A 26,999-nucleotide genomic window follows, 5' to 3' on the forward strand; every position below is an offset into this window, starting at 1 on the left:
ATTTATAAACTATTTTATCTATTATTCCTGTGGGTAAAATTCTAGGCGATAGCGATACAAAGCTACAGGTTGAGAACCTGCTTTAAAATAATCTGGATCTTGAGAAGAAAGATATACAGCAGTTACCTGATCCGCTTCAATAGCTGGATTTTGGGTAGAAAGTTGATGATATGCTGTAGTAGATTCAACTGAATTTAAATAAGGTCGAGAGCCACCTTTAAATAATTGTTGAAACACTTCTGTAGTAATGAATTTATCATCTGCTGTAGTTTCTGTGGCGCGTGCAGTCACAAGCGAAACTAATTGACGCTCTGAATTTAAGAATGTAATTTGACGATTGGGAGAATCAGGATCAACTTTGACAGCTAATACTGCCGCATCTCCTAAATAAGCCCTGGCTAAGTTTAAGCTATTAAATGCTCTATCTGCTACTATAATTGGGGAATTATTATTAGTTTGAATCAGAGATTTTAAGCCCGAATTTATTTTACTTTCTGGCATAAATCGGACTAAAAAACTGATAGGCTGGTTGAGTTGTTCACGATTGCCTTCAAATCCAGGTGTAACAACATCTGGTGCGAGAGGTGCAGCTAAATCCACTAATGTGCTTTTTACTTCCCATGTTCCCGCCATCCATTGTGGATAAATTAAATCTCCGTTTGCTGGTTTTACAGAAGTTAATTTTTCCCACTGGGGAAAGTTCGCCAAGCGTTCAGATAGTTCACCTGCTACAGCGTAATTAGTCCATCCCCACAGACAGGAAAAGATTAAAAAGATAGTTAAGATAAGTTTTTTAGTCATTAGTCAATGGTCAATGGTCATTAGTCATTAGTCATTACTCACTACTCATTACTCACTACTCATTACTCACTACTCATTACTCACTACTCATTACTCACTACTCATTACTCACTACTCATTACTCACTACTCATTACTCACTACTCATTACTCATTACTCATTACTCATTACTCATTACTCAGCACTCAGCACTCTAATCCTTAATTCCCTTAAACCGTTCCTTGGCTTTTTCAAATGCTTCTTGCATGACTGTTTGAATTTTTTGGGGGTCGGGTTTATTTCCACCCATTAAATCACCAAAGTAGACACAGGCTGTCTCTCCTAATGACCAAGTATAAGCAGCTGCCCACGATGCTGCGATCGCACTGCCCAAACCTGGTACAAATTTAACTAATTCCCTACCTATGGCCTGGGCTAAAAAACCACCTGCGATCGCACTTACAATACCACCTGCTTGGGATGGTGACAAGTTTTGACCGTAGAGTTTGCCTAATAGTGTCACCATTGATACTTGCAATGCTGTCAATACAGGCATGGTAGCAAAGGGTAAGGGTACAGCTGCTACAGTCGCTGCCATGACAGCAAATGATAATGTGTAACGTCTACCCACATCTCGGTAAATATTCCCCAGTTTCTCGGCTGCTTGCTTATCTAATAGCTGATAAATAGCTTGTGCTTCAGCTTCGGGGAGTAATTCTGCTAGAGTATCGCGGAGGGCTTCCAAACCGTAGAATACAGGATCATACCCATCTTCCTCTAAAGTAAAGTCAATTAGCACCGAGCGATCGCACAATCCCGCAAAGGCTTCTTGCATCGCCACAAAAGCCCGATTTACCTCCTCATAATCTGGGGGATAAACTGGATGATCAGCAATACTAGACGGATAGACTTCATGTAAACAAGTAACTGCTAGTAAACAGGGAATTTCTGGGTATTTTTGCCGTAAATTTTCAGCAATTTGGCGGAGTGTGTCAGTAGCAAAGTCATTAATTTTCACTGTCAAAATTAAGACTCTGGCGCGTTTAGTCTCCTGTTGTAAATCTCCCACTAACTCTTGGATAATCGCCTGAGTTTCTTGGTTAATATCACCCAGCCCTACTGTATCAGTAAAAACCAACAATGGTAGTTCGCTGGAAGGATAAGCATAACGTTGAGTGTGCTGTGTGTGGGGACGATATCCCTGTCCTACAATTTCCGCAGAAACTCCGGTTAGTCCCCGCACAATGGAACTTTTACCAGCTTGTGGTTTACCAATTAACAATGCTTCTGTCGTTGGTAGTTCTTGGCGGACTTGTTCTAAAATTTCTGTAATTTCGCTTTCACTGACTTTAAACCACTGCGTTATTGTTTTTGCAGCTTGATCTACGGGTAGGCGTTGCATTAAACCTGTTGTCTTATTCCAGACTTCAGTCAGGCGATTTTTCCAAGAGTTTGGTTGCATAGTCGTTACTACTTCTTGATGTACTCCCCTATATCAATGCTACGTTGTACAGACATCTATATAACTTACCAAGGGCTACCAATAACACTAAATGCTGCCCAATAATAGGGATGAGACGTATCATTATTTAAATAGGGGACTAATTCTGAGGGAACGAAAACATTTCCTTCAGGAAAGACAAATTCATTTCCTTCTAAGTGAATTTGTTTTTTTAGCATAGCAATTTGAGCTTGTCTTAGTGCTTCAGCTTTTAGATGATTATGGCGTAATTGATTATAAAACTCTGTCATTAAGGCGAATGTTCCAGCATCAGAAACATACCACAGACTCGCTACGGCTGATTTTACACCACTTTTAACCGCTAAACCTGCAAAACCTAACTCTGCTTTTTCATCACCGACGGCTGAACGACAAGCACTTAATACCAACAATTCCACAGGTGGATTATTAAATCCTAACTGCTCTATCTGTGATAACGGTAATTTAGAATCATAAAACTGAATATAAGCTGGTTGATTATTTTCTTCATTTTTACTAGGGAAATAAGCATGAGTAGCTAGATGAATAATGGGGTAGGGCTTAAGTTTGCGTTGTTTTTTAATATTGTTCAGAGTAAAATCTCTATTAATAAAATATTGACCTTTAATTTTCTTGGTGATAGTTGATAATTCTATTGGTACAGCACGTAATTCTGTTTGTTCTTGTTCTGGGGTAAAAGTTTCTGCCCCCATTGCTAATACTTCGGGATTTTTTATCCCTACATATTCAGTATTTGTCAAACTGAAGCTGGGAATTAATGCTATGCTATATTTTTCAATAAGAAATTTTTGACCATCATGTAAAGCTGCCAAAGGAATCGATCTTAAGCCATCATCCATCACAAACATTAAATTGTTAATGCCTTGTTTTTGTAGTTCTGATTCATTGGGTGCAATCAGTAATTTATAAAGGGCTTGCGAACTAACTAGATAATTTTGATTATTGGGATTAGTGACTGCCGATCTAAATTGCTCAACAATTGCCATAACTTGTTTTCTAGTTGCACCGTCCACAACTTGATAACCCAGTAAACCTTCATCTGTCACCACACCTATAGACAGCACATCGTTATCTTGAATGACACGTACACTACCAGATGGATTGATAGCATTGGCACTGACAAAATTAATATAAATCAATGCTGATTTTACACCAATATCTTGATGAATTTTATGAAAACTAATTTTAATATCTTCTGTAGTTTTGACTGTTCTTTTGGCAATGCCTAATAGAGAAGTAAAGCCTTGAGTATTTATTTGCTCTAATCTATTAATAGCTTGGTGTTTTGCCATCAAAGGAAGATTATTGATATTATTTGCGGGAGCAGGTAATACTTTAAATTTATCTGGTGCTGTTCTTGGTTTTTCAGGGGGTTGATTATTATTGGCTCGGTTGACGTTTCTATCTCCTCCATTTCCAAATCTGCCAGAATTAATCATGACTTGCTGCTGATTATTGAGCAAATCTTCATTTGTACCTGTTCCTGTTAAGAGTTTTGGTAAAGCGTTAATATCAATAACTGATTGAGCCGAATCTGTGGGGATTTCTAAACTTAATAAACTTCCTCCCTGAGAAATGCGAATAAATTGCTTTCCAGGTAAGGTAGCAATTATGATATTGCCGTTTTTTGCTGTTAAAGTGCCATTACTACTAACACTCCCTGCCAATAAATTGAAGTTACGTTCTACAGTTAAATTACCCAAATTAATAATACTTCCTGCTTGATTAGTATCAAATCTAAAATGTGTGGGTTGACCGATTAAATTAGGATAGTTGTTAGCAGAAAATACATTAAACCAATCATTGCCAATCCTGACGCTATTAGCTGTAGTAGCAGTAAAGGAAGACGGCACATTTAAACTAGAGTTGGAACCAAAAATAATGCCCGCAGGGTTAAGTAAATATAAATTAGAGTTACCACCAGTAACTTGAATTAAACCATTAATTACAGAAGCATCTCCACCTACTACCCGCCCTAAAATGTTTTGAATGTTGGAATTAGAGAGAAAATTAGCGATTTGATTTTCATCTAAACCAAATCTTTGGAAACTATGAAATAGGTTTTGACCATCACTCGAAAGTTTACCGCCACTAATATTAATTTGGTTTTGAGTTGGGTTAACTACGGTGTTAGTTCCGTCTGCGGCTGGAATGATCGGTTGGGCAATAGCTTGATAGTTAATATTTATACTAAGAATTAATAATTGAGCGATGCCTGCGGCGGTTGATGCCAAAGCACTTCCTAAAAGCTTTACTCGTAATTTTACGGTATTTGTATCTTGAACTCTCATAATTACCTCACTAACTGGTAATAGAAGATTTCTATGATACTCACCGCTTCCGTAAAAAGCACAGCGATCGCTAAACGTCTATAGTAATCCTCAATCATTCATGAGACACAAGATCCCCGACTGCTTTGAGAATTCGGGGATCTGGACACCGCGAATAGGCTATGGATTTAGGCTTTTAATTCAAAATCAAACCCATACAGCTATTTGTAAAGAAAATAAACAGCATTTTATCTAGGCAATTACTCGTATAATTAAGAGTTATCAAATCTCTATGAAGATAAAAAATCTTGGACGTAACTCTGAAATCAGCAGGAGTTGCTGCAATACTTTTATGGCTGCTGCGTATTGCTACAGCCTTAACACTGGTTTCCACAATCTTAAAGCTAATTAATTACACAACGCCAGCATTGCTTTTACGAAATTTCTGGAATTTATTTTCCATAACTTCGTTCTGCATCACTTTAGCAATAGGGATTCTGTCACTAGTGTGGATTTATCGTCTACATGAAGACTTACACCAGTGTTATGACAATTACCCGATTAGTAGCTGGAATGCTTTATGGAGTTTTATTTTTATCATTTTCATCTGGAAAACTTTGATGACGATCGCAAATCATTTTCAAGCCGAAAGTCGTCAATTGCAAAGATATGGACTCCGTCTGTATCGCCTAGTTCCTACAATATACGGTATTTTCATCACATCTTATTTGCTCAGACAAGCAATATACAAATATGACTATACAGGCAGAGTAGTGGCTTTCAATAACATCCCAGAATTTCTGATCATGATATTCATTGTCGGCAAAGAAATTTTAGAAATCGGTGGTGTAATTGTCATACTAACTATCACTCAAACAATTGTAGATGCTATGCAGCTAAAAGTTAGACAAATCAATCATAGAATATGAAGACTAAACGCCGGATTTGTAATTGCTACAAATCCGGCATGTTAGCTACATGGAATTTAATTTAAAATCCCAATTGACTGACAATATTACTCACATCAACCCTTAACTTTTGACCCAACTTGAGTAAATTCTGACATTGGGTGTTGTCTTCTTGATTAGTCAAACAAAAAGGAATGATTTGACTTTGCAGACAGTTAAAGTATAGTTCTTGGGACTGATGTAACGAAATACCAATATTTAATTGATAAGCCACATCAATCAATCTTTCTAGACATTGGATATCTGTCGCAAAACTACCGTTGCTATCGTGCAGTAATCTCCACAGCAATCGCAAAATCAACTGTTCTAGAATTTGCTTACCTTCAGGAATATTTAATCGACAACGCAGATGTTTAGTTTCAGTGGCGATCGCTTCTAATTCTAATATGTGATTCCACACTAACACCGGCTCAGTGACATCTTGCTCTAGCGATCGCAATGTGGTCATACAGCGATATCCTAAAGCCATCTCAGCTGCTACTTGCAACTCTTGGGGAACGGCTAGTTCATCGCGATGAAACGCCATAATCACGCCATAATTATCTCGATACGCTTGGGTATAAAGTTGGTCTAGTCGTGATAGAGTTTCTTGAGACAGTAAGCGCATAATCCGGTGACGTTCCTCTGCAAACAGATTTTGCAAGTTGTAAGCCTCACCATTAAACATCTGTGTCATCACTAAGATGGTTTGAGCTGCACTAGCTTGTTGTAATGCGCTAAATAACTTCTCTCGCAACTGGCTATAGTTCCGCCGCCCAGTAAACATTTGAATACAGCAGTGGAAATCCCAACCACCTAAATGCAGCACAGCAAATACCAGGTTTTCACTTTCCCAGGTAATATCTGACACTAGTTTTAAATGCCCCACTGCCAAAGTCAATGCCCCCATGCGTTGCAGTTGGTAATCCACCTCATTCACTGTGTAGCAATAAATACGCTTTTGATGATGACCAGGGGCTGATCCCTGACCATTAAAGATGGATGTAATAGCGTAATGGGCAGCTACTTGTTTAAAACTAATTTGGGCAGTCTGCACTAATTGACGATAAACTTCTGCACCATGTTTAAAAGTGTCTACGTTACTGGGTGCTGCACTCAGGCGTTTGATAAAGCCTTTTTCTAGCTGGACTCCGGCGACATCTTCCGCCAATTCCAAAGCGCGGGCGGCGTAACGGAGAATTTGAGTACCTTCTGGGCGAGATAGTTCTTCAAAGAACCAGCCGCAACTGGTGAACATTAATAAAGCGTGACGCTGCATTTCTAGTAAGCGTAAAGCGTCTACCTGTTCGGCGGCGGTGAGTTTGTGGGTTTGGTGGCGGGACAAAAACCGACTCACATTGCTAGCCGAGCGATCGCCAATCACATCAATGTACTCATCCCTAGCTAACCAAGGATCGCGGAAAAATTCCTGTCCATATTCTTCGTAAACAGTCACTAATTGATCCCGTAGCCAATTTAAGGCATTTCGCAACGGTCGCCGCCATTTTTGATGCCAAACACCGCCTTCGCCACCGCAACCACAATCATCTTGCCATCTATCAACACCGTGGGCGCAACTCCACGCCGTCACAGATTTTAATTCAACTTCCCATCTGGGAGAATTCACACTCAGGTAGTGAGCAAAGTTGGTGACTGTCCAACCATGTTGGGGAAACTCAGTTGTAAAGGCGTAGGCTAGGGTTTTTTCCGTACCTTTTTTATGGTGTCCGAAGGTTTCCCCATCTGTAGCTACAGAAATTAACTGTGACTGGCGATGATCCCCGCGCACAGCCGCACCAATACGTCCAGCGAAGTGATGCGAATTATAGACAACATCACTAAAACCCATATCCCGTGAAATTGGGCCGTCGTAGAAGAAAATATCAATATATGGGCATTGGTCATTGGGAATGGGTAGTTGGTCACTGAGATTTTCTGTGCGATCCCCGCGCAAATAGCAACGATAGGGACGGGTGGGATCAATCTGACTACCGCCGACTTCGTGCCATTCTGGTTGGGGATCATCTTGAGTGGGGAAGGGGCGACAACGCTGGGCTTGGGATGGTGCAAGGACGATAAATTTAATGCCTTCCGCCACCAAAGCCTTTAAGGTTGCGTAGTCTACCGCAGTTTCAGCTAACCACATTCCTTCGGGATCACGACCAAAACGGTTACGGAAGTCTGCTTTCCCCCAGCGAATTTGGGTATATTTATCCTGTTCATTCGCCAAGGGCATGATGATGTGATTGTATACTTGCGCGATCGCATTGCCATGACCATTTAATCTTTGACAGCTTTTTGCGTCCGCCTCTAAAATGCGTTGATAAACCTCCACATCATAGCGTTCCAGCCACGACATCAGGGTCGGGCCGATGTTAAAGCTCATATATTCGTAATTATTGACGATCCCCACCACCTCGCCTTGGTCATTTAAGACTCTAGCAAAGGCATTAGGACGGTAACATTCCCAGTGAATACGCTCATTCCAATCATGGAAAGGTGCAGCACTAGGTTGCCGTTCAATCGCGTCTAAATAGGGATTTTCCCGTGGTGGCTGGTAAAAATGACCGTGAACCGTCACATACACACCCGTAGCTTGTCTTTGGGGATCACTGTGGTGAGTATCGGAAATAGAGAAATGGGATGTTGAGCCAGAATTAACTGGCTTCTCAGCAGCAGAAGTCATGTATATTTATCCTAAAAAAAGACTTACACTCATGCCGGAAACATCGTCCTCAAACTTTTCTACATAAGCTTGAGAGTAAAATCCGGTATATACGAAAACTATGATTACGGGATACAGCTAATTTGCAACGAATTTAATCTTATTATGATCAGAAATCTGCGTTATCGCCAAGCTGTTGACCATAATTTCATGAAATTATTTGGCATTGCACAACGCCCCTTATCAGAGTTTCTTGGTTGGCAGAACCAATCAAAAATTTAATTATCTTTTAATTTATTAAACCCCATTTTTGGTGTAAAAGACCAAATTTAAATTGATAGTTTTGCGAAGGAAGATTACGAAATTTTAATAAAGCGCAACTTTACTTTATTAAGAGTCTCAGGTTAGGGGTGCAGGGGTGTAAGGGTGTAGGGGGGTGGGGGTGTAAGGGAAGCAGGGGTGCAAGGAAGATTAAACCCCAGTCCCCAGTCCCCAGTCCCCAATCCCCAATTTCATTTTGAATTTTGAATTTTGAATTGCCCCCACCCTCCCCTTAGATAGTTAAAAATTTGTATTCTAAAGTTAATGGGTCTTAATAGTTCTTAGAAAAACTGGTGCAAGAAGATTTTAGATTAATTGTCGATTTAGTCGCAGTTTTAGGCGTTGCCGCCTGTGGCGGGTTACTAGCAGCTATGCTAAAACAACCCGTACTGCTGGGATATCTCATTGGCGGTATGGTTGTGGGGCCGGCTGGGTTGGGGGTGATTAAGGAAGTTGTGCAGGTGGAAACGCTGGCACAATTTGGAGTCGCTTTCCTGTTATTCGCCTTGGGTGTGGAGTTTTCCTTTGCTGAACTGAAAAAAGTGAAAGCGATCGCCCTTGGCGGTGGAGGACTACAAATCGCCTTGACAATTCTGGTGACGGTGGTGGTGTGTGGAGTCACGGGCGCATGGGGAACGCTACCCGCTAAGGGGGTGTTCTTAGGCTCGATTCTTTCCCTATCTTCTACAGCAGTTGTGCTTAAATGCTTGATGGAGCGCAACGAAACCGAAACCCCCCACGGTCAGGTGATGCTGGGGATTTTGGTTGTTCAGGACTTAGCCTTGGGATTAATGCTGGCGGTGTTACCTGCACTCCACGCCCCAGGGGAAGCCATTGGCATTGCGCTGTTAACAGCATTGGTGCGGATTGGTTTATTTGCGGCTGGTGCAGTGGTGGCGGGAATTTGGCTAATCCCGCCCTTGCTGCGCCTTTTAGCCCGTACTGAAAGCCGAGAACTATTCCTTTTAGGGGTCGTGGCTTTGTGCTTAGGAATCGCCCTGCTGACAGAATATTTAGGACTCTCCATTGAAATGGGGGCGTTTGTTGCTGGGTTAATGATTTCTGAGGTGGAGTATGCTGACCAAACTCTCACCTATGTTGAACCACTGCGAGATATTTTCGCGAGTTTGTTTTTCGCCGCGATCGGGATGTTAATCGATCCCGTGTTTTTGTGGAACAATCTGGAAGTAATTTTAGGGTTAGTCGCTTTAGTATTCGTCGGCAAATTTTTAATTATCACGCCCCTAGTGAAACTGTTCCGTTACCCCTTAAAAACAGCTTTAATTGCGGGGTTGGGACTGGCGCAAATTGGAGAATTTTCCTTTGTGTTAGCCAGTGAGGGACAGGCTTTGGGCTTAGTTTCACGGCGGATATATTTACTCACATTGGGAACTACCGCCGTTACCTTGATGCTGACTCCCTTTGTACTAAAATTAGTACCATTTTTATTTAACTTGATGGAATCAATACCTTGGCTGCAACCCTATCTCGATGAAACTCAAGCCAAGGATGTCTCGGAAGACCTACCTTTTGAGGATCATGTGGTAGTTTGCGGTTATGGGCGAGTCGGTCGGAATTTGGTCAAGCTGTTACAGCAGCATAACTTACCTGTAGTGGTGATTGACCAATCAGAAAGCCGCATTCAGCAGCTACGGGAAGCCGGAGTCCCTTACGTCTACGGTAACTGCGTCAGTTTACACGTTTTAGAGACGGCAGGAGTACATCATGCTAAGGGGATGGCGATCGCCCTTCCTGACCCTATGAGTATCCGTCTATGCTTAAAACGCGCCTTAGAATTACATCCCGAATTAAACTTAGTAGTGCGGGCTACCCAAGACAAAAACATTGAGGTACTGTATCAACTAGGTGCCAAGGAAGTAGTACAGCCAGAATTTGAAGCAAGTTTAGAAATGGCTACCTATCTATTAACTAGCCTCAACTTCCCGTCCTCTGTATTGCAATGGGAAATGCAGCAAATCCGTAACGATCATTACTTAGATTTGCGTCCTGAACGTACAGCTTCCGAAGTTTCCCGACACCTAGACCAAGTCACCCGCGACCTCAATCGCCGTTGGTATCCCCTACCCACAGACTCACCCCTGATTGGGATGAGTTTAGAAGAAGCCGATATCCGCTACCTGACAGGGGTCATCTTAATGGCGATTCGCCGCGCTAACGGCGAAGAAATTGACTATCCCAATCAACAAACCAAATTAGAAGCAGGCGATCGCTTGTTAGTTGTCGGCGCATCGGAAGAACTAGCAGCATTAGCAGAACTAGCCCAAGGAAAAGTCGCTTTCCCCGGCGAAAATAGTGCCTGTCAGTGGATTACCGTCGGTACTCACGCCCCCGTTTTAGGTAAAACCATCGCCGACTTAACTCTACATCTAGAAGCAGGGGTAAAAATCCAATCTATGCGGCGAGACGGCAAATTTATCCGCCTTCCTGATCAAAGCATGGATTTGAAAGCCGACGACCAAGTGCTAATCTGTGGTAGCTTCCAAGGGTTAAGTCAACTACAACCGCTATTTGTCGGTCAATTACCCCTATCTATCCCCATAAAAGCTAGGGACACGCAAGCGGTCAAGGAAGTTTGAGCAGGGGTGTAGGGGTGTAGGGCTGTAGGGGTGTAAGGGTGTAGAGGTGTAAGAATTAAATACCTATTCCCGATGCCCAATGCCCAATGCCCTATTCCCAATGCCCAATGCCCTATTCCCAATATCCTATTCCCGATTCCCCGCTTTTAAATAAGCGATCGCTGATTTCCAAATAATAATTTGTTGACTATTTTCATCCACAATACAAACACAGTTGGGGTCTTGCCATAAAATTCTTCCTTTGAGCAAGTCGCCAGTAACTACCTTAAATTCTACTGTTCCCGTATTTTTAATCAGGGTTTGGACTTGGCGAATGCTAGGCAATGAAGTGTCAAAATCAGTTACAGTCATTTTTGGTAATGATGGAATAATTGAATGGGGAATGGGGAACTGGGAATGGGGAATGGGGAACAGAAGAAAGGTTGATTCCAATGCCCAATGCCCAATGCCCAATGCCCAATCCCTAATCATTGATAGTTCATCATTGGAAAAATGGCAATCGAATTTACTAAGTATCACGGTTTGGGCAACGATTTTATTTTGATTGATAATCGTGCCTCTAAGACTCCTGTATTGAGTCCTGAGAAAGCTGTTCAATTATGCGATCGCCATTTTGGTATCGGTGCTGATGGTGTAATTTTCGCTTTACCAGGAGAAAAGGATACTGATTACACCATGCGGATTTTTAATTCCGATGGCTCAGAACCGGAAATGTGTGGTAATGGGATTCGCTGTTTAGCTGGATTTATCGCAGATTTAGAAGGGATATCTCGCAATCAAGATACTTACCGCATTCATACTTTAGCTGGCGTAATCACACCCCAACTCATGCCTGATGGTCAAATTAGGGTGGATATGGGTTTACCCCGACTACTAGCCAGTGAAATCCCTACTACCTTGGGTGGGGCTGACGGGAAAGTGATTAACCAACCTCTAGAAGTAGAAGGGAAAAGTTGGGATGTCACCTGTGTGAGTATGGGCAATCCTCACTGTATTACTTTTGTACCAGATGTAGCTGCGATTCCTTTAGAAACTATCGGGCCAAAATTTGAACATCACCCAGTTTTCCCACAACGCACCAACACCGAATTTATTGAAGTCGTGAGTCGTGACTATTTGAAAATGCGTGTTTGGGAAAGAGGCGCAGGAATCACCTTAGCTTGCGGAACTGGTGCTTGTGCTTCCTTGGTGGCTGCTGTGTTAAACGATAAATGCGATCGCGCCGCCACCGTAGAATTACCCGGTGGTCTACTAGAAATCGAATGGTCAGAACTAGACCAACGAGTATACATGACAGGCCCGGCTGAACGAGTATTCACAGGTAAAGTGTAGCTAAATTGTTATTTCCCTAGATAGTAGTGCCAGAGTTATCTGGCAACTACCATTTTCCCCATCCTGGTGACTTGACCGAAACAACAATGATTTCTCTCATAGCTATCAGTGATTTAGAACACTTACGGATGAAAAATCTTAATTATATTATCTTCTTAATTTCTATGAATACAGCACAAATACATCTAATAACCTACTAATAACGTTCAGTAACTGTATTACTACTTAAATTTACTTAGAGTAAATTTCTATTGAGCTGAGTAACCAAATATCTTAACCTCCCTATAAACCCAACTATGGGCGGAAAGTTACTGGCGTGAAGGTTTTCCCTTCTGATTAGCTACTAGCCCAATTAAACACTAAGCATAGGAAATTTTGTGATATTTCGGCTCTATGCAAACTAGATTTACTGCTGCAAAATTTTTTAGGTGTTTTTTTATACGTGCTGTATATCTTGACTTCGTTTCAATACTTGTATTTAGGAAAAATAGTATGGTAATAAAAATAGGCACTGGGCTTAATGATACCCTCTCCGGTAGCAACAGTTCAGACTATTTGCTTGGTTTGGGTGGTGATGACATCCTCAATGGTCTTGGCGGTAATGACTGGTTATTTGGTGGGGATGGTAATGACACCCTCAATGGTGGGGATGGTGATGATACCCTGTTAGGAGAAAACGGCGATGATAGTCTCTTTGGTGGCAGGGGTAACGATTCTCTAGATGGCGGGGATGGTAATGACAGATTAGATGGTGGTGATGGTAATGATTGGCTCTTTGGTAGCTCAGGTTCTGACTACTTAATTGGTGGAAAGGGCTATGATACTGCTGACTATCGTGGGTTAGATCAAGGCGTAACCCTACGCTTTGAATACGACTATACTGGTACATTCCCATCTTTTCAGGCAAACCCAGCCTTACGAGTGGTAAAAGATGGCGGTAACAGTGCATTACCTATCTCCACACCAGCTACCGCTCCTAAAGACACCTTAGAATCGGTAGAAACTATTATTGGGGCTGTAGATAAAACCAATACCATTAATTTTGCCTACTTTAATCCTGGGGCTAATCGTGGTGTATTTCTTCCAGCCGCTTCAGCTCCAGCCATCCATGTAGATTTAGCTGCTCAAAAACTTACCTATGATACAACCACCCTCACGATCAAAAACTTTAACAACGTTATCGGCTCTGCTGCAAATGACACCATCTTAGGAGATAGCAAAGCCAACGTTTTAGACGGCTTTATCGGTGCTAACGTACTGAATGGTAGAGGTGGTGACGATATCCTCAGAACATTTGAAAATGACACCCTGACGGGTGGTCAAGGTGCAGACCAATTCACTCTAAAAGCCAGTTGGAAGATAATAGCTGGTCGCACGGGAGTTAGCTTTCAACAAATTAATGCCAGTGTTATTACAGATTTCACACCAGGGGTAGACAAACTGGTAGTAGATAATACTTCCTCTACAGCTTCAATTCCCATTGCACCAGAATCAACCCTAACATACTACGGTTTTGCTGGTTACGATAATTACACTGTACCTGATGGTCAATTAGCCAGCGATCGCTTCTTGGTGTTAGGTACTGGTAGTATTACTCAAAACACACTGTTTGTTTACGACGGTAGCACTGGTGATTTGTTCTATCGGGGAGCTTATCCTGGTTTCGGACAGCAAGTCAAAGTAGCTACCCTCCAAGGCGCACCCACTCTCACCGCCAGCGATATATTAGTAGTCTAAGTCTTGTTTATAGTGTTTCTCGTTTGTGTGAGCAACATTGATGGGAACGCAAGAGATTGCGTCCCTGAACAGATATAGATTCTACAGAATGCAAAATTTTTATATCTCTATTTTTTGCCTATTTTAGTTAGAATTAATCTCAATAAATATAGCTATAAACTGTTAGTTATAGAGATATATAATCCTTACTGTGTAAGACTTTGATACAATTTACGGATGTAAGAAAATCGACATTAGCAGTACACTGATAAGTCATAGAACTTACTGTAAAAAATATCTATGACTTACGATAATCGGGCTGAAGTCAGGAAGGTTTTACTAATTACCCTAGTGCTGAATTTATTGGTGATGGGGTTAAAAGCATTTGTGGGGTATTTAACGGGTTCGCTGAGTTTATTAGCTGATGCTTTGCATAGTGTGACCGATAGTGCCAACAACGTTTTAGGATTATTTGCTAGTAAATTGTCCTCCCCGTATCCTGATCGCGAGCATCCCTACGGACACCAAAAGTTTGAAGCTGTGGGTGCTTTAGGCATCGCCGCTTTTTTAGGAATTGCTTGTTTTGAAATTCTCCAAGGTGCAATTGAGCGCATTCTTAAGGGTGGTGAACCTGTAAAAATATCACCCCCAGAATTGTGGTTACTACTCATTGTCTTGGGTATAAATATCTTTGTGGCTTTTTATGAGCGAGGTGTGGGTAAGCGAGTCGGTAGCCAAATTTTAATTGCTGATGCGACTCACACCATGAGTGATGTTTGGGTAACAATCTCTGTCATGGTTGGTTTGATTGGTGTGTGGTTGGGTTATCAGTGGCTAGATATTTTCTTAGCGTTTCCCGTGGCTTTGCTGGTTTTTTGGAGTGGTTGGTCAGTTTTAAAAGAAAATTTACCCTGGTTAGTAGATCAAATTGCGATCGCACCGGAAGCCATCCACGCTATCGCCACATCTGTCCCTGGTGTAATCAACTGTCACGATATCGCCTCACGGGGGATTTTAGGCCGTCAAGTTTTCATAGAAATGCACTTAATTGTAGACGCGCCTGATGTGGAAACCGCCCACCGCATCACAGAGGAAGTAGAACGTCAACTAGAAGCACGTTTTAGTCCGGTGCGGATATTAATTCATGTCGAACCACCAGCATACGAATCTGAAAAAATTAGCTTTGATTCAGGAGTCGGCTAAGATTGAGGGACTCAATGGAACTATCTAAAATTATGATTGATAGTCTTCATAAATCCCGCAAACCTAGAATTATTCCTCTGAGATTCATCTTTATTGTCCCCTTCGTACTCCAAATTGTCGGGGCTGTGAGTCTGGTGGGTTATCTGTCTTATCGCAGTGGACAGCAGGCTGTGGAAAAGCTAGTAGATGAATTGATGACAGAGACGAGTAATCGCATTCATCAACATCTAGATAATTACTTGGGTAATGCACAAACGATTAATCAGATGAATTTGGACGCAGTGAAAACAGGGGTGTTAAACCTCAATGATTTTCAGGCTGTGGGGAAATATTTTTATCATCAACAGAAAGTATTTAATTTTACCTATGTCAACTTTGGCAGCAAAGATGGGGGTTTTATCGGTGCAGGGAAAGCCGATGCCCAAGGTAAGATTTTAGAAATATCCGAAACCCTGCAATCTCAACCCCAAAAGTATCGTTCCTACTCAGTAGATAACCAAGGAAATCGCCTGCAATTAGTTGATACAGTCATAGCTGATCAAAATGATAGTGCATGGTACACAGACGCTGTAAAAGCAGGTAAACCCGTCTGGAGTTCGATTTATACTTGGGCAGTGGTATCGGACATTATTAGTATTTCCGCTAGCGCGCCTGTCTACGATTCCCAAAATAATTTGCTGGGTGTACTAGGAATTGATTTAAATCTGAATCAGATTAGTAAGTTTCTCAAAACGCTCAATCCCAGCAGTTCCGGTAGAATCTTTATTATGGAGCGTTCCGGGCTGATGGTTGCTAGTTCAGCCGATGAATCTCCCGTTTATGTTGTGAATGGTCAAGGGAAGCAGCTAGCAGCTATTAATAGTAGCAAACCCATAATTCGTGATGTTACTCAGAAATTAATCAAGCAATTTGGTAGTCTAAAAGCGATCGCTACACCGCAATTACTCCGTCTCTATGTTCCCCAAAAGACTTTTGTGAAGGTCATTCCCTACCGCGATCAATACGGTTTAGATTGGCTGGTAGTGATGACAATTCCTGAATCTGATTTTATGGGCAAGATTCAGGCTAACACCAATATGACAGCTTTACTTTGTTTATTAACCTTGGTAATTGCTATAGGGTTGGGGATTATTACTTGCAATTTGATTACATCACCGATTCGGCAATTAAGTCAAGCAAGTAAAGCGATCGCGGATGGCAAACTCAGCCAAGTCGTGGAAATTCAGGGCATTGCGGAACTTGAAACCCTAGCAGATGCCTTTAATGAGATGGCTTTGCAGTTACACACGGCTTTTACCACCTTAGAAAATCGTGTCCAAGAACGCACTCTAGAATTAGCCATTGCTAAAGAAAAAGCAGAAGCAGCAAACCAGGCTAAAAGTACATTTATCGCCAACATGAGTCATGAATTGCGATCGCCTCTCAATGCCATTCTCGGCTTTTCGCAATTAATGTTACGCTCTTCCCACCTATCTCCAGAACATCATGAAAGTGTGGGGATTATCTATCGTAGTGGTGATTATCTCCTCACACTCATTAATAATATTCTCGACTTATCGAAATTAGAAGCGGGGAAAATGACCCTCAATCCCAGTAATTTTGATTTATATCAATTACTGGATGATTTAGAAGATATGTTCTCTTTACGCGCTAGTAATCAGGGGTTAAATCTCATCTTTCAACGATGTGAAAATCTCCCTCGCTATATTTGCACCGATGCCATCAAACTCCGCCAAGTTTTAATTAATTTAATTAGCAATGCTATCAAATTTACTCAACAGGGTGGCATTAGTTTAACTATCAATCATCATACAGATAGCCCAGATATTTTTACCATTTATTTTAAATTGCATGATACAGGGGTAGGCATTGCTGCCGCAGAATTACCCCACTTATTTCATGATTTTTCCCAAGCACAAGCCGGCAAAGACTCTCAAGAAGGAACTGGTTTAGGTTTAGCCATTAGTCGCAAATTTGTGCAGTTAATGGGAGGGGATATCACAGTCACTAGTGAATTAGGTAAAGGCACAACCTTTGCATTTGATATTCCAGCCCAATTAGGTCAAAAAGCTCATATTAATAGTTTAGAAATTCATCCCCAAGTTTTAGAACTAGCACCAGGTCAACCTAAATATAGAATACTCATAGTTGATGATAAACCAATTAACCGCCAATTACTAATTAAACTGTTAACACCGTTAGGGTTTGAAATTCAAGAGGCAAGCAACGGCCAAGAAGCCGTTACTATTTGGGATGAATGGCAACCGCATCTGATTTGGATGGATATGCGAATGCCAATTATGGATGGTTACGAAGCCACAAAATATATTAAATCTACAACCAAAGGTCATGCTACAGCCATCATTGCCTTGACTGCCAGTGTCTTAGAAGAGGAAAAAGCCATCACTCTTTCTGCTGGGTGCGATGACTTCCTGCGTAAGCCTTTTGTGGAACATCTGATTTTTGACACCTTAGCCAAGCATCTCGGTGTTAAATACATCTTTGCCCAAACTCCTACAACCACTCCAGATGAGGTCAAACAGAGTATCTTGACTTCATCAGATTTTAGCTCTATGCCGGAAACGTGGATTGCTCAATTATATGCAGCTGCCCTGGAAGCTAATACCAAACTCGTCCTCGAACTTATTCAAGAAATTCCTGAAACTACAATGACTTTGAAAGAATCACTGACAAAATTAGCGAAGCAATTTAAATTTGAGGAGTTGGTTGATTTAGTCGAGCCGATAATCAGCAATGAATTTTGATTCTGAGACAGCAACTAAAGGGAACATTCTGCTAGTAGACGACATCCCCGAAAATTTACAGTTATTAAGTGATTCTCTAATCAATATCGGCTACACTGTTCGCAGCGTCACGACTGGACGGATGGCACTAAAAACCATCAATGTGAAGCGACCAGATATTATTCTGTTAGATATCAAGATGCCAGAAATGGATGGCTATCAAGTCTGTAAGATTCTCAAAGCTGATGAACTTCTCCGCAGCATTCCCGTAATTTTTATTAGTGCTTTAGATGACGTTTTTGATAAAGTTACTGCCTTTCAATTAGGGGGAATAGACTACATTACTAAACCCTTTCAGATGGAAGAAGTGGTTGCACGCATCGAAAATCAATTAACCATTCAACGTCAACAACGGCTTCTAGAGCAAGAAAATATTAAACGGCGAGAAACAGAAGAAATACTATATCAATCGAGGGCAATACTTGCCAGCATTTTGAATAGTTCACTCGATGGTATTGCTGCAATGCAAGCTGTCCGCAACCCCACAACCGGAGAAATCGAAGATTTTCGTTGCTTAGTTGTTAATCCTGTGATTGCTAGAGCCTTCAACAGTAGGTATGAGGATATGATTGGTAAATCCCTCCTCAAAGAATTTTTATCATCCAGAGATCCAGAACTCTTTGATGAGTTTGTGAAGATTGTGGAGACAGGAAAACCCTTAAAACGAGATTTTTACTATCAATTTGGTGATTCTTTGTGGCATCACTTTGTTGCAGTTAAGCTAGGTGATGGTTTTGCTATTACCGTCCGTGATATCACTGGACGCAAGAAAGTGGAACTAGCTCTACAAGATGCAAATCAGAAGCTAGAGCAATTAGCAAATCTCGATGGTTTGACGCAGGTGGCTAACCGTCGGTGCTTTGATAAGCGACTACAAGAAGCATGGCAATTTTTGACACTAGAACAAAAACCCCTGTCGCTGATTTTATTCGATGTGGATAAATTCAAATCCTATAATGATTACTATGGTCATCTTGCAGGTGATGATTGTTTAATCAAGATAGCGCAGACAGTACAACAGATAGTTGACCATTCTGTAGGTCTTGTGGCGCGTTATGGCGGAGAAGAATTTGCGGTACTTCTGCCTGAAACTGATTTAGATCAAGCAATCAAAGTTGCACAAAATATTCAACAAGCAATTTACTCACAGGCTATTCCCCACGCCCAGTCTGATATTCAAGGTATAGTCACACTGAGTTTAGGGATTAGTTGTGTGATTCCCTCTAGAGAAATGAAACCAGATACACTCATCGCTTTAGCCGATAAAGCATTATACAACGCCAAAAAACAGGGACGCGATCGCTATTGCCTTTCCTAAAGCCAGAATCATATCTCATCCACTGTAAAACTAATCATTAATCAGTGGTGACTATTGACTAATGACTATTTCACAAAAATTAAATTTTATCATACCGAACATAAACTAATATTTACTGGCAATTATGGTGTATTTAAATCTCTTTGTCAGGTTAGCTGTTGCTGATGAGTCAATATAACATCAGTCATCTCTTTACTAGTTATTATCTAGTGGGATGACAAAATATTCATCAAAATCTCGGTTAGTTTTGGCTTAACCAGCATCTGTCAAGTGAATAAAAAGTATATTAGAGTCAGTCGCATACTCAGTCAAAATCATCGAGGCTCAAACGTGAACACTGACAAAACTACTACCGATTTTCAGGTTGACCTCAGTAATTGTGACCAAGAACCAATTCATATTCCTGGTTCTATTCAGCCTCATGGTGTACTTTTAGCCTTAGACGCAGCCAAGTTAACGATTTTACAAGTTAGTAACAACACATTTGATTTTTTTGGCATACATCCAGAAAAACTTCTTAATCAGAATTTAGACATTTTATTAGAGACAGAACAAGTCAATTTTCTCAAAGATTGCTTAGATGCTGAAGATTTACCAATTGTTAATCCTATAGACTTTATTATCAAAACCAATAACCACACAAAAAGTTTTGACGGGATTATCTATCGTTGTTGTGAAACTATCATTTTAGAACTAGAGCCAAGCACATCAGAGAAAAATCACGTTTTTTTTAGATTTTATCATTTAGTGAAATTAGCACTCACGAAACTACAAGCAGCCACTAACATTGCAGAAATTAGTCAGATTTTAGCCAAAGAAGTGAAACGAATCACTGGTTTTGACCGAGTGATGATCTATCGCTTCGATGAAAATTGGAACGGTATTGTCATTGCAGAAGAAAAGCCTGAATATCTCACATCATACTTAGGTTTACATTACCCTGCTTCTGATATTCCGCAACAGGCTAGGAAATTATATGCGGAAAATTGGCTCAGAATCATTCCCAATGCAGACTACCAGCCAGCAGCAATTATCACCACAAATAACCCTCTAAATCATCAGCCTTTAGATTTGGGAAAATCAGTTTTGCGGAGTGTCTCACCACTGCACATTGAATATCTGCAAAATATGGGTGTGACTGCTTCTATGTCTATCTCCCTACTCAAAAATCAAAAACTTTGGGGTTTGATTGCTTGTCATCATCAGTCACCAAAATATGTTCCCTACGAAATTAGGAGTGCTTGTGAATTTTTAGGACAGATGGCTTCTATAGAAATGAGTGCTAAAGAAGATAATGAAAATAAAGAATCTAAAATTCAACTCAAGTCTGTACATAGCAAATTAGTGGAATATATGTCAGTGGAAAATAATTTCACTGATGCGTTAATTAACTATCATCCAAATATCCTTGATTTAGTTAATGCCACAGGGGCTGCTATTTGTCTACATGGTAAATATCATTTTGTCGGTCATACTCCCAGTCAGCCAGATATTGAGCATTTAATTAATTGGCTCAGTAATCATCAGAATCAAGAAGTTTTTTATACTGATTCTTTAGCCACAATTTATCCAGAAGCAGAACAACTGCGGGATGTTGCAAGTGGATTGATCGCAATTTCTATTTCTAAAAGCCAAAAAAACTATATTTTGTGGTTTCGTCCAGAAGAAATCCAGACTGTCAACTGGGGAGGTAATCCTCATAAAGCTGTCGAAATCAAAGCTAACGGAAGTGTGCGTCTATCACCTCGCAAATCTTTTGCATTATGGCAAGAAACAGTGCAGTTGAAATCTTTACCGTGGAAACCTTATGAAATTAACGCAGCTTTAGAATTACGCAGTGCCATTATTAGTATTGTGCTGCAAAAAGTCGATGAATTAGCTCAATTGAATCTAGAATTAGAGCGCAGTAATAAAGAATTAGATGCTTTTGCTTATATTGCATCCCATGATTTGAAAGAACCCTTGCGGGGAATCCATAATTACTCTAATTTTTTAATGGAGGACTACGGGAATATTATCAACTCTGAAGGTAAAGATAAATTAATCACCCTCATTCGTCTAACTCAACGCATGGAGGATTTAATTGATTCTCTACTGCATTTTTCCAGGCTAGGAAGAGCTGATCTTTCCATGCAGCCAACAAATCTTAATGACGTAGTGCATCGGATTTTAGATATGTTAAGGGTGAGAATTGAGGAATCAGGCGTAGAAATCCGCATACCTAGACCATTACCAACAGTTTATTGCGATCGCGTGCAATTAGGCGAAGTTTTTAGTAACCTGATTACTAACGCTATTAAATACAACGACAAACCCAACAAATGGATTGAAATTGGCTATCTAGACCATTCCACACGACAAATCACATTTTATATTCAAGATAACGGTATAGGGATTCGGGAAAAGCACTTTGATGCAATTTTTCGGATTTTCAAACGACTACACGGCCCTAGTAAATATGGTGGTGGTACAGGCGCAGGACTCACCATTGCTAAAAAAATTGTCGAACGACATGGTGGTCAAATTTGGTTAGAGTCAACTTATGGGGAAGGTAGCATTTTCTATTTCACATTAAAAGGAACAGAGTAAACAAGGGAGCCGGAACGTAGGGAGAAATAAAGCTGATTTCAGAAAATTTTTGGAGTTTGAAGAACACAATTAAAAATAAAATTTTAAAAAACTAACAGAATTTATCCCCTACACCCTATTTCATGATTGGTAACACCACCCAACCTTTATTAGTAATTGAAGATAGTGATGAAGACTTTGAAGCTTTGCGTCGATTCCTGCAAAAAGAAGAGGTAATAAATCCTATTTTTCGTTGTGTAGATGGCGATGAAGCTCTAGATTTTCTCTACCATTATGGAACTTACCGAGATACACAAGTTTACCCCAGACCATCAATTATTTTACTTGATCTGAATTTACCTGGAACTGATGGGCGCGATGTTATAGCTCAAATTAAGCAAGACCAAAACCTCAAATCTATTCCCATAATTGTATTCACAACTTCTTGTAACCCTAAAGATATTGAAATATGTTATCAATACTGTGTTGCTAGTTATATTCTCAAACCAATTGATATGAACAGATTAGCCGCAACTATTCATAGCTTCTTAATCTACTGGTTAAATATTGTAGTTCTCCCTGATACTGTTAGCAAATAGTCATGGCACAACCGCTAACTATTTTAATTATCGATGATTCTCCTGAAGACCGTCATACTTATCGTCGTCATCTTCAACAAGAATCAGAAAATAACTATGAAATTATCGAATATGAATTAGGTGAAGACGCTTTAGAATTTTGTCAGAAATCCCTCCCTGATGCTATCTTATTAGATTTTTTGTTGCCTGATGTAGATGGGTTAGAATTTCTTGCTGAATTACAAAGGATAGCTCAAAAAAATATGCCTGCTGTGGTCATGCTAACTGGCTATGGCAATGAAGATATTGCTGTCCAAGCTATGAAGAATGGTGTTGATGACTATCTAGTGAAAGGACAAACAACTGGGGAAAATTTACGCTCAACTTTGTATTCAGCGATTAAAAATGTCAAATTAAGAGCAGAACTACATCGGAGTGAAGAACAGTTACGAGAAAGTCAAAAGCTGGTAGAACGCATTGCTAAGACGACACCAGGAATCCTGTATGTTTATGATTTGGTAGAACAGCAAAATGTGTATTTGAATCAGAAGATAACAAATATATTGGAGTATACACCGCAATCGATTCAAGCTTTGGGAAAAGAATTTTTGACTCACATCATGCACCCTGACGATTTGGCAAAGATACCTAGTGTATTTCAACAATTTGATACGGCTGAAGATGGAGAAGTGGTTGAGCATGAATATCGAATGCGACACGCTAACGGTGAATGGCGGTGGTTTAACAGTCGTAATTCCATATTTAGTCGAAATCCTGACGGTTCACCACGTCAAATAGTTGGCACAGCTTTTGATATCACTAGTCGTAAGCAAATAGAACAAGAATTGCGCGATAGTAATGAGCGTTTTCAATTAGCCACAGCAGCAATTAATTCTTTAATTTATGACTGGAATGTCGAGACTAATCAAGTTACCAGAACTGAAGGGCTAACTCGAATTTTAGGCTATTCTTTGGAAGAAACAGAACCTACTCCTCAATGGTGGCAAAATTGCATTCATCCTGATGATTTAGATATTGCATTACAGCAATTTCAGACTTTTGTCGCAGAGCAAGAGCGTTACACAATTGAGTATCGAGTGCGCCACAAGAATAACTACTATATTTATGTATTAGATCAGGGAATAATTATTAGAAATCAACAAGGCAAAGCAGTCAGAGTTGTTGGGAGTACAACCGATATTAGCGAACAGCAAGCTGCATTTCGAGAACGTAAATCCGCAGAAATGGCATTGCGTCAAAGCGAAGCCAAATTCCGCCGCATTGTGGAATCCAATATTGTCGGTGTGTATTTCGGTGATTTCAGTGGCAAAATATACGAAGCCAATAATGCTTTCTTAGAAATGCTTGGTTACAGCCGTGCAGAACTAGAAGCGGGTCAGCTGTACTGGAATGTGATGACACCCCCAGAATATCAAGACCTCGACCAACACAAAATGCAGGAATTGCAGATTTATGGAGCTTGTAACCCGTTTGAGAAGGAATATCTGCACAAAGATGGCTCGCGTGTGCCTATATTGCTGGGAATTGCTCAAATTGAAGGGAGAGAGGATGCTGGCTATGCTGCGTGTTTTGTACTTAATCTCAGTCAACGTAAACGTGCTGAAGCAGCTTTACGCCGAAGTGAGGAACACTATCGTTACTTATCGAATGTCGTACCTCATCTAGTGTGGATTTGTAATCCTCAAGGAGAATGTGAACATCTGAATCAACGCTGGTATGAGTTTACTGGACGGACTATTGAGCAATCACTGGGATTTGGCTGGAAAGATGTCATTCATCCTGATGATTTGGCTGTGGTAATGCGGGAATGGACAAAAGTAATGCACATAGGAGAACCTTATGAACAAGAAATGAGATATCGCAAATATGATGGCAGTTATCGCTGGCATTTAGTCAGAGCTATTCCCATTAAAAATCAGCAAGGGGAAATCAGACAATGGTTTGGTTCTAGTACGGATATTGATGATTACAAACAATTACAAGCAGAACGCGATCGCCTTTTGCAACTAGAAAAAACTGCCAGAACAGAAGCTGAAGCCGCTAACCGTGCCAAAGATGAGTTTGTAGCGATGGTATCTCATGATTTGCGATCGCCACTTAATGCGATTCTGGGCTGGGCGCAACTGCTGAAAACTCGTAACTTGGATGAAGCTGATTTTACCCGCGCCGTAGAAACTATTGAACGTAATGCCAAATCCCAAGCCAAACTCCTAGAAGACTTGCTTGATATCTCACGTATTCTTCGCAGCAAATTACGGTTAGAACTGACTCAAGTGAATTTAGCGGCAATTATCAGTGTAGCGATTGAGACTGCTTACCCCTCAGCCCAAGCGAAAAATATTATTATAGAATCAGCAATTGATCAATCAATTCCCAGCATTACTGGTGATATTCATCGATTATTGCAAGTTTTAGGCAATCTGCTTTCTAATGCTATTAAATTTACCCCGGATAGCGGCAGAATTATTGTTACTCTATCAGGCGAAAATGCTCAAGCTCAAATTACGGTAACTGATACTGGAATTGGTATTGATCCAGAGTTTCTCCCCCAGGTTTTTGAACGCTATCATCAAGCAAATATTCATCATCAACAGGGTGGTTTAGGATTAGGTTTGGCGATCGCTCGTCATCTAGTAGAATTACACGGCGGGACAATTAACGTTACTAGTCCTGGTGTGGGAAAAGGTGCTACTTTTATCATTAAATTGCCATTACTTTGATTATTTAAAATCCCCTGTGTCATGTGTGAATTTTAAATGAATCCTAGTTGAAATTTTTGCTCAAATTCAGCTTCATCTGCAACAGATGGGAACACTAAATCTTGAGATCAATGCACCTCTTTGTCTACATTCTCAAGATTCAACTGATTATCATGCCAACTTTGCGTCCACAAGATACAGATATTACATCACCAGCACAACAATTTCACCAAGAAAATATTGACCTGAAATTAATTGTAGAAGGAATTGCTGCTCAAGTTGGGGAAGCATTCTTTCAAGCTTGCGCTCATTATTTGGCAGAGGTACTCCAAATACAGTATGCCTTGATTGCAGAATTTGTGGATTATGAGCAACCACGCGCTAGAGTGTTGGCATTTTGGGCAGGAGAAGACTTTGGCCCCAATTTTGAATACGATCTGGCTGGAACTCCTTGCGGTGTTCTTTATCAAGAAGGTCTTCAGATTTACCCTCAGTGTATCCAACAAAAATTTCCTGAAGACTTAGATTTAGTGACTTTGTGTGCAGAAAGTTATTTGGGAGTACCAATTTTAGATCCTCAAGGTAAACCTTTGGGACATATAGCTGGCTTGCACACCAAACCATTAGAACGTACTTACGAAGAACAAGAATCTATATTAAAAATTTTTGCTGCTCGTTCAGCCGCAGAAATTGAGCGTCTGTTAGCTGAAAAGGCTCTAAAACAACAAAACATTTACCTGGAAAAAACTCTTAAACAGTTACGAACAACCCAAGCTCAACTGATTCAAGCAGAAAGAATGTCTAGTTTGGGTAATTTGGTTGCAGGTATTGCTCACGAAATCAATAATCCCATTGGGTTCATTTATAGCAATATTACCCATACTAAAGAATCTCTCAATGTTCTTTTGGAACTGATTGCAGCTTATCAAGCAGAATACCCCCATCCTTCTGATTCACTCCAGGAAAAAATTGCAGAAGCTGACCTAGAATTCTTACAAAAAGATGCTGCAAAAATGCTGAATTCTATGGCGGCGGGAAGTGAGAGAATTCGGGATATTGTCCTCAGTTTACGCAATTTTTCTCGTTTGGATGAAGCGAATAAAAAACCTGTAGACTTGCAAGAAGGCATCGACAATACTTTGCTAATTCTACAGCATCGCTTACAGGGAAATGAGACATTACTTGAAATCCAAGTGATGAAAGATTATCAACCACTACCTCAAGTTAACTGCTATGCTAGTCAACTCAATCAGGTATTCATGAACATTTTAAATAATGCCATTGATGCCTTGAGGTCTGATAATAATCAAACTTTGCAACCAGTTATTACCATAAAAACAGAAGTTGTTACTGCAAAAGATGCCGTCAGAATTTCCATTATTGATAATGGTATGGGCATAGATGAGGTAACTTTGTCTCAAATTTTTGATCCTTTCTTCACCACTAAACCCGTCGGTTCTGGTACTGGTTTAGGACTGTCTATCAGTTATCAAATTGTAGTGGAACAACATGGAGGGAAGTTAAATTGTATTTCTGCTCTAGGAAAAGGTGCGATTTTTCAGATAGAAATCCCTCTTTTAGTATGAATTATCCCCAATAAAGCTACACCTAGATAGTAGGGGCAGGGGAAGAATTATCTGGATTTAGAGAAACATAAAAAAAATCAGATGGGTATTACC

Annotated in this window: 16 protein-coding genes; 11 read left to right on the forward strand and 5 right to left on the reverse strand. The window is 40.5% G+C overall.

Annotation, left to right across the window (positions count from 1 at the left end; genetic code table 11):
* Positions 1-21: 21 nt before the first annotated feature.
* The 3 genes from CLI64_RS06330 to CLI64_RS06345 form a co-directional block, all read right to left on the reverse strand.
* The gene (locus tag CLI64_RS06330) at positions 22-801 is read right to left on the reverse strand and encodes a DUF6816 family protein (protein WP_103136414.1); all 780 of its coding nucleotides are present in this window, start codon (positions 799-801) and stop codon (positions 22-24) included.
* A gap of 193 nt (positions 802-994) precedes the next feature.
* Positions 995-2,242, reverse strand: coding sequence for a GTPase family protein (locus CLI64_RS06340; protein WP_103136415.1), 1,248 nt, complete (start codon positions 2,240-2,242; stop codon positions 995-997).
* Between the two features lie 65 nt (positions 2,243-2,307).
* A complete protein-coding gene (locus CLI64_RS06345) occupies positions 2,308-4,572 on the reverse strand; it encodes a CHAT domain-containing protein (protein ID WP_103136416.1) in 2,265 nt (754 codons plus the stop codon).
* 287 nt (positions 4,573-4,859) lie between these two features.
* On the opposite strand from CLI64_RS06345, the gene CLI64_RS06350 reads away from it, so the two are divergent.
* Positions 4,860-5,480, forward strand: coding sequence for a hypothetical protein (locus CLI64_RS06350; RefSeq protein ID WP_157943202.1), 621 nt, complete (start codon positions 4,860-4,862; stop codon positions 5,478-5,480).
* A gap of 61 nt (positions 5,481-5,541) precedes the next feature.
* On the opposite strand, the gene CLI64_RS06355 is transcribed toward CLI64_RS06350, so the two are convergent.
* Positions 5,542-8,184 (reverse strand): DUF3536 domain-containing protein, encoded by a 2,643-nt coding sequence (locus CLI64_RS06355; protein ID WP_103136418.1) that lies wholly within the window; start codon positions 8,182-8,184, stop codon positions 5,542-5,544.
* 593 nt (positions 8,185-8,777) lie between these two features.
* On the opposite strand from CLI64_RS06355, the gene CLI64_RS06360 reads away from it, so the two are divergent.
* On the forward strand, positions 8,778-11,081 hold the full coding sequence (locus CLI64_RS06360) for a cation:proton antiporter (RefSeq protein ID WP_103136419.1): 2,304 nt from the start codon (positions 8,778-8,780) through the stop codon (positions 11,079-11,081).
* Positions 11,082-11,207: 126 nt separating this feature from the next.
* Here the strand turns inward: CLI64_RS06360 and CLI64_RS06370 are convergent, their stop codons facing one another.
* Positions 11,208-11,432: an RNA chaperone Hfq gene (locus CLI64_RS06370; RefSeq protein ID WP_103140617.1), complete on the reverse strand. Its 225-nt coding sequence runs from the start codon at positions 11,430-11,432 to the stop codon at positions 11,208-11,210.
* A 141-nt stretch (positions 11,433-11,573) separates the two neighbouring features.
* On the opposite strand from CLI64_RS06370, the gene dapF reads away from it, so the two are divergent.
* From dapF to CLI64_RS06415, 9 genes are all read left to right on the forward strand, one after another.
* Positions 11,574-12,413: a diaminopimelate epimerase gene (dapF, locus tag CLI64_RS06375; RefSeq protein WP_103136421.1), complete on the forward strand. Its 840-nt coding sequence runs from the start codon at positions 11,574-11,576 to the stop codon at positions 12,411-12,413.
* Positions 12,414-12,905: 492 nt separating this feature from the next.
* Complete coding sequence (locus CLI64_RS06380; RefSeq protein ID WP_192881686.1) at positions 12,906-14,150, forward strand: calcium-binding protein; 1,245 nt, start codon at positions 12,906-12,908, stop codon at positions 14,148-14,150.
* 279 nt (positions 14,151-14,429) lie between these two features.
* Positions 14,430-15,332: a cation diffusion facilitator family transporter gene (locus CLI64_RS06385; RefSeq protein ID WP_103136423.1), complete on the forward strand. Its 903-nt coding sequence runs from the start codon at positions 14,430-14,432 to the stop codon at positions 15,330-15,332.
* Positions 15,333-15,346: 14 nt separating this feature from the next.
* Complete coding sequence (locus CLI64_RS06390; RefSeq protein ID WP_225977521.1) at positions 15,347-18,097, forward strand: hybrid sensor histidine kinase/response regulator; 2,751 nt, start codon at positions 15,347-15,349, stop codon at positions 18,095-18,097.
* Entirely contained in the window at positions 18,087-19,454 is a 1,368-nt protein-coding gene (locus tag CLI64_RS06395) for a diguanylate cyclase domain-containing protein (protein ID WP_103136424.1), read from the forward strand. The genes CLI64_RS06390 and CLI64_RS06395 overlap by 11 nt, the downstream gene beginning before the upstream one ends.
* 330 nt (positions 19,455-19,784) lie before the next feature.
* Entirely contained in the window at positions 19,785-22,043 is a 2,259-nt protein-coding gene (locus tag CLI64_RS06400; RefSeq protein ID WP_103136425.1) for an ATP-binding protein, read from the forward strand.
* Between the two features lie 122 nt (positions 22,044-22,165).
* Positions 22,166-22,621 (forward strand): response regulator, encoded by a 456-nt coding sequence (locus CLI64_RS06405; RefSeq protein WP_103136426.1) that lies wholly within the window; start codon positions 22,166-22,168, stop codon positions 22,619-22,621.
* Positions 22,622-22,623: 2 nt separating this feature from the next.
* Entirely contained in the window at positions 22,624-25,341 is a 2,718-nt protein-coding gene (locus tag CLI64_RS06410; RefSeq protein WP_103136427.1) for a PAS domain-containing protein, read from the forward strand.
* 110 nt (positions 25,342-25,451) lie between these two features.
* Positions 25,452-26,906, forward strand: a complete 1,455-nt coding sequence (locus tag CLI64_RS06415) for a sensor histidine kinase (protein WP_225977522.1) — start codon at positions 25,452-25,454, stop codon at positions 26,904-26,906.
* Positions 26,907-26,999 lie beyond the last annotated feature (93 nt).

It is taken from the genome of Nostoc sp. CENA543 (assembly GCF_002896875.1).
Classification (GTDB): Bacteria; Cyanobacteriota; Cyanobacteriia; order Cyanobacteriales; family Nostocaceae; genus Trichormus.

What these genes read in the sequence shown, in the direction of transcription:
- CLI64_RS06390 (WP_225977521.1), top strand. Translation starts at nt 15,347, where the DNA reads ATGGAACTATCTAAAATTATGATTGATAGTCTTCATAAATCCCGCAAA.
- CLI64_RS06415 (WP_225977522.1), top strand. Translation starts at nt 25,452, where the DNA reads ATGCACCTCTTTGTCTACATTCTCAAGATTCAACTGATTATCATGCCA.
- CLI64_RS06330 (WP_103136414.1), bottom strand. Translation starts at nt 801, where the DNA reads ATGACTAAAAAACTTATCTTAACTATCTTTTTAATCTTTTCCTGTCTG.
- CLI64_RS06340 (WP_103136415.1), bottom strand. Translation starts at nt 2,242, where the DNA reads ATGCAACCAAACTCTTGGAAAAATCGCCTGACTGAAGTCTGGAATAAG.
- CLI64_RS06405 (WP_103136426.1), top strand. Translation starts at nt 22,166, where the DNA reads ATGATTGGTAACACCACCCAACCTTTATTAGTAATTGAAGATAGTGAT.
- CLI64_RS06380 (WP_192881686.1), top strand. Translation starts at nt 12,906, where the DNA reads ATGGTAATAAAAATAGGCACTGGGCTTAATGATACCCTCTCCGGTAGC.
- dapF (WP_103136421.1), top strand. Translation starts at nt 11,574, where the DNA reads ATGGCAATCGAATTTACTAAGTATCACGGTTTGGGCAACGATTTTATT.
- CLI64_RS06385 (WP_103136423.1), top strand. Translation starts at nt 14,430, where the DNA reads ATGACTTACGATAATCGGGCTGAAGTCAGGAAGGTTTTACTAATTACC.
- CLI64_RS06395 (WP_103136424.1), top strand. Translation starts at nt 18,087, where the DNA reads ATGAATTTTGATTCTGAGACAGCAACTAAAGGGAACATTCTGCTAGTA.
- CLI64_RS06410 (WP_103136427.1), top strand. Translation starts at nt 22,624, where the DNA reads ATGGCACAACCGCTAACTATTTTAATTATCGATGATTCTCCTGAAGAC.
- CLI64_RS06370 (WP_103140617.1), bottom strand. Translation starts at nt 11,432, where the DNA reads ATGACTGTAACTGATTTTGACACTTCATTGCCTAGCATTCGCCAAGTC.
- CLI64_RS06355 (WP_103136418.1), bottom strand. Translation starts at nt 8,184, where the DNA reads ATGACTTCTGCTGCTGAGAAGCCAGTTAATTCTGGCTCAACATCCCAT.
- CLI64_RS06345 (WP_103136416.1), bottom strand. Translation starts at nt 4,572, where the DNA reads ATGAGAGTTCAAGATACAAATACCGTAAAATTACGAGTAAAGCTTTTA.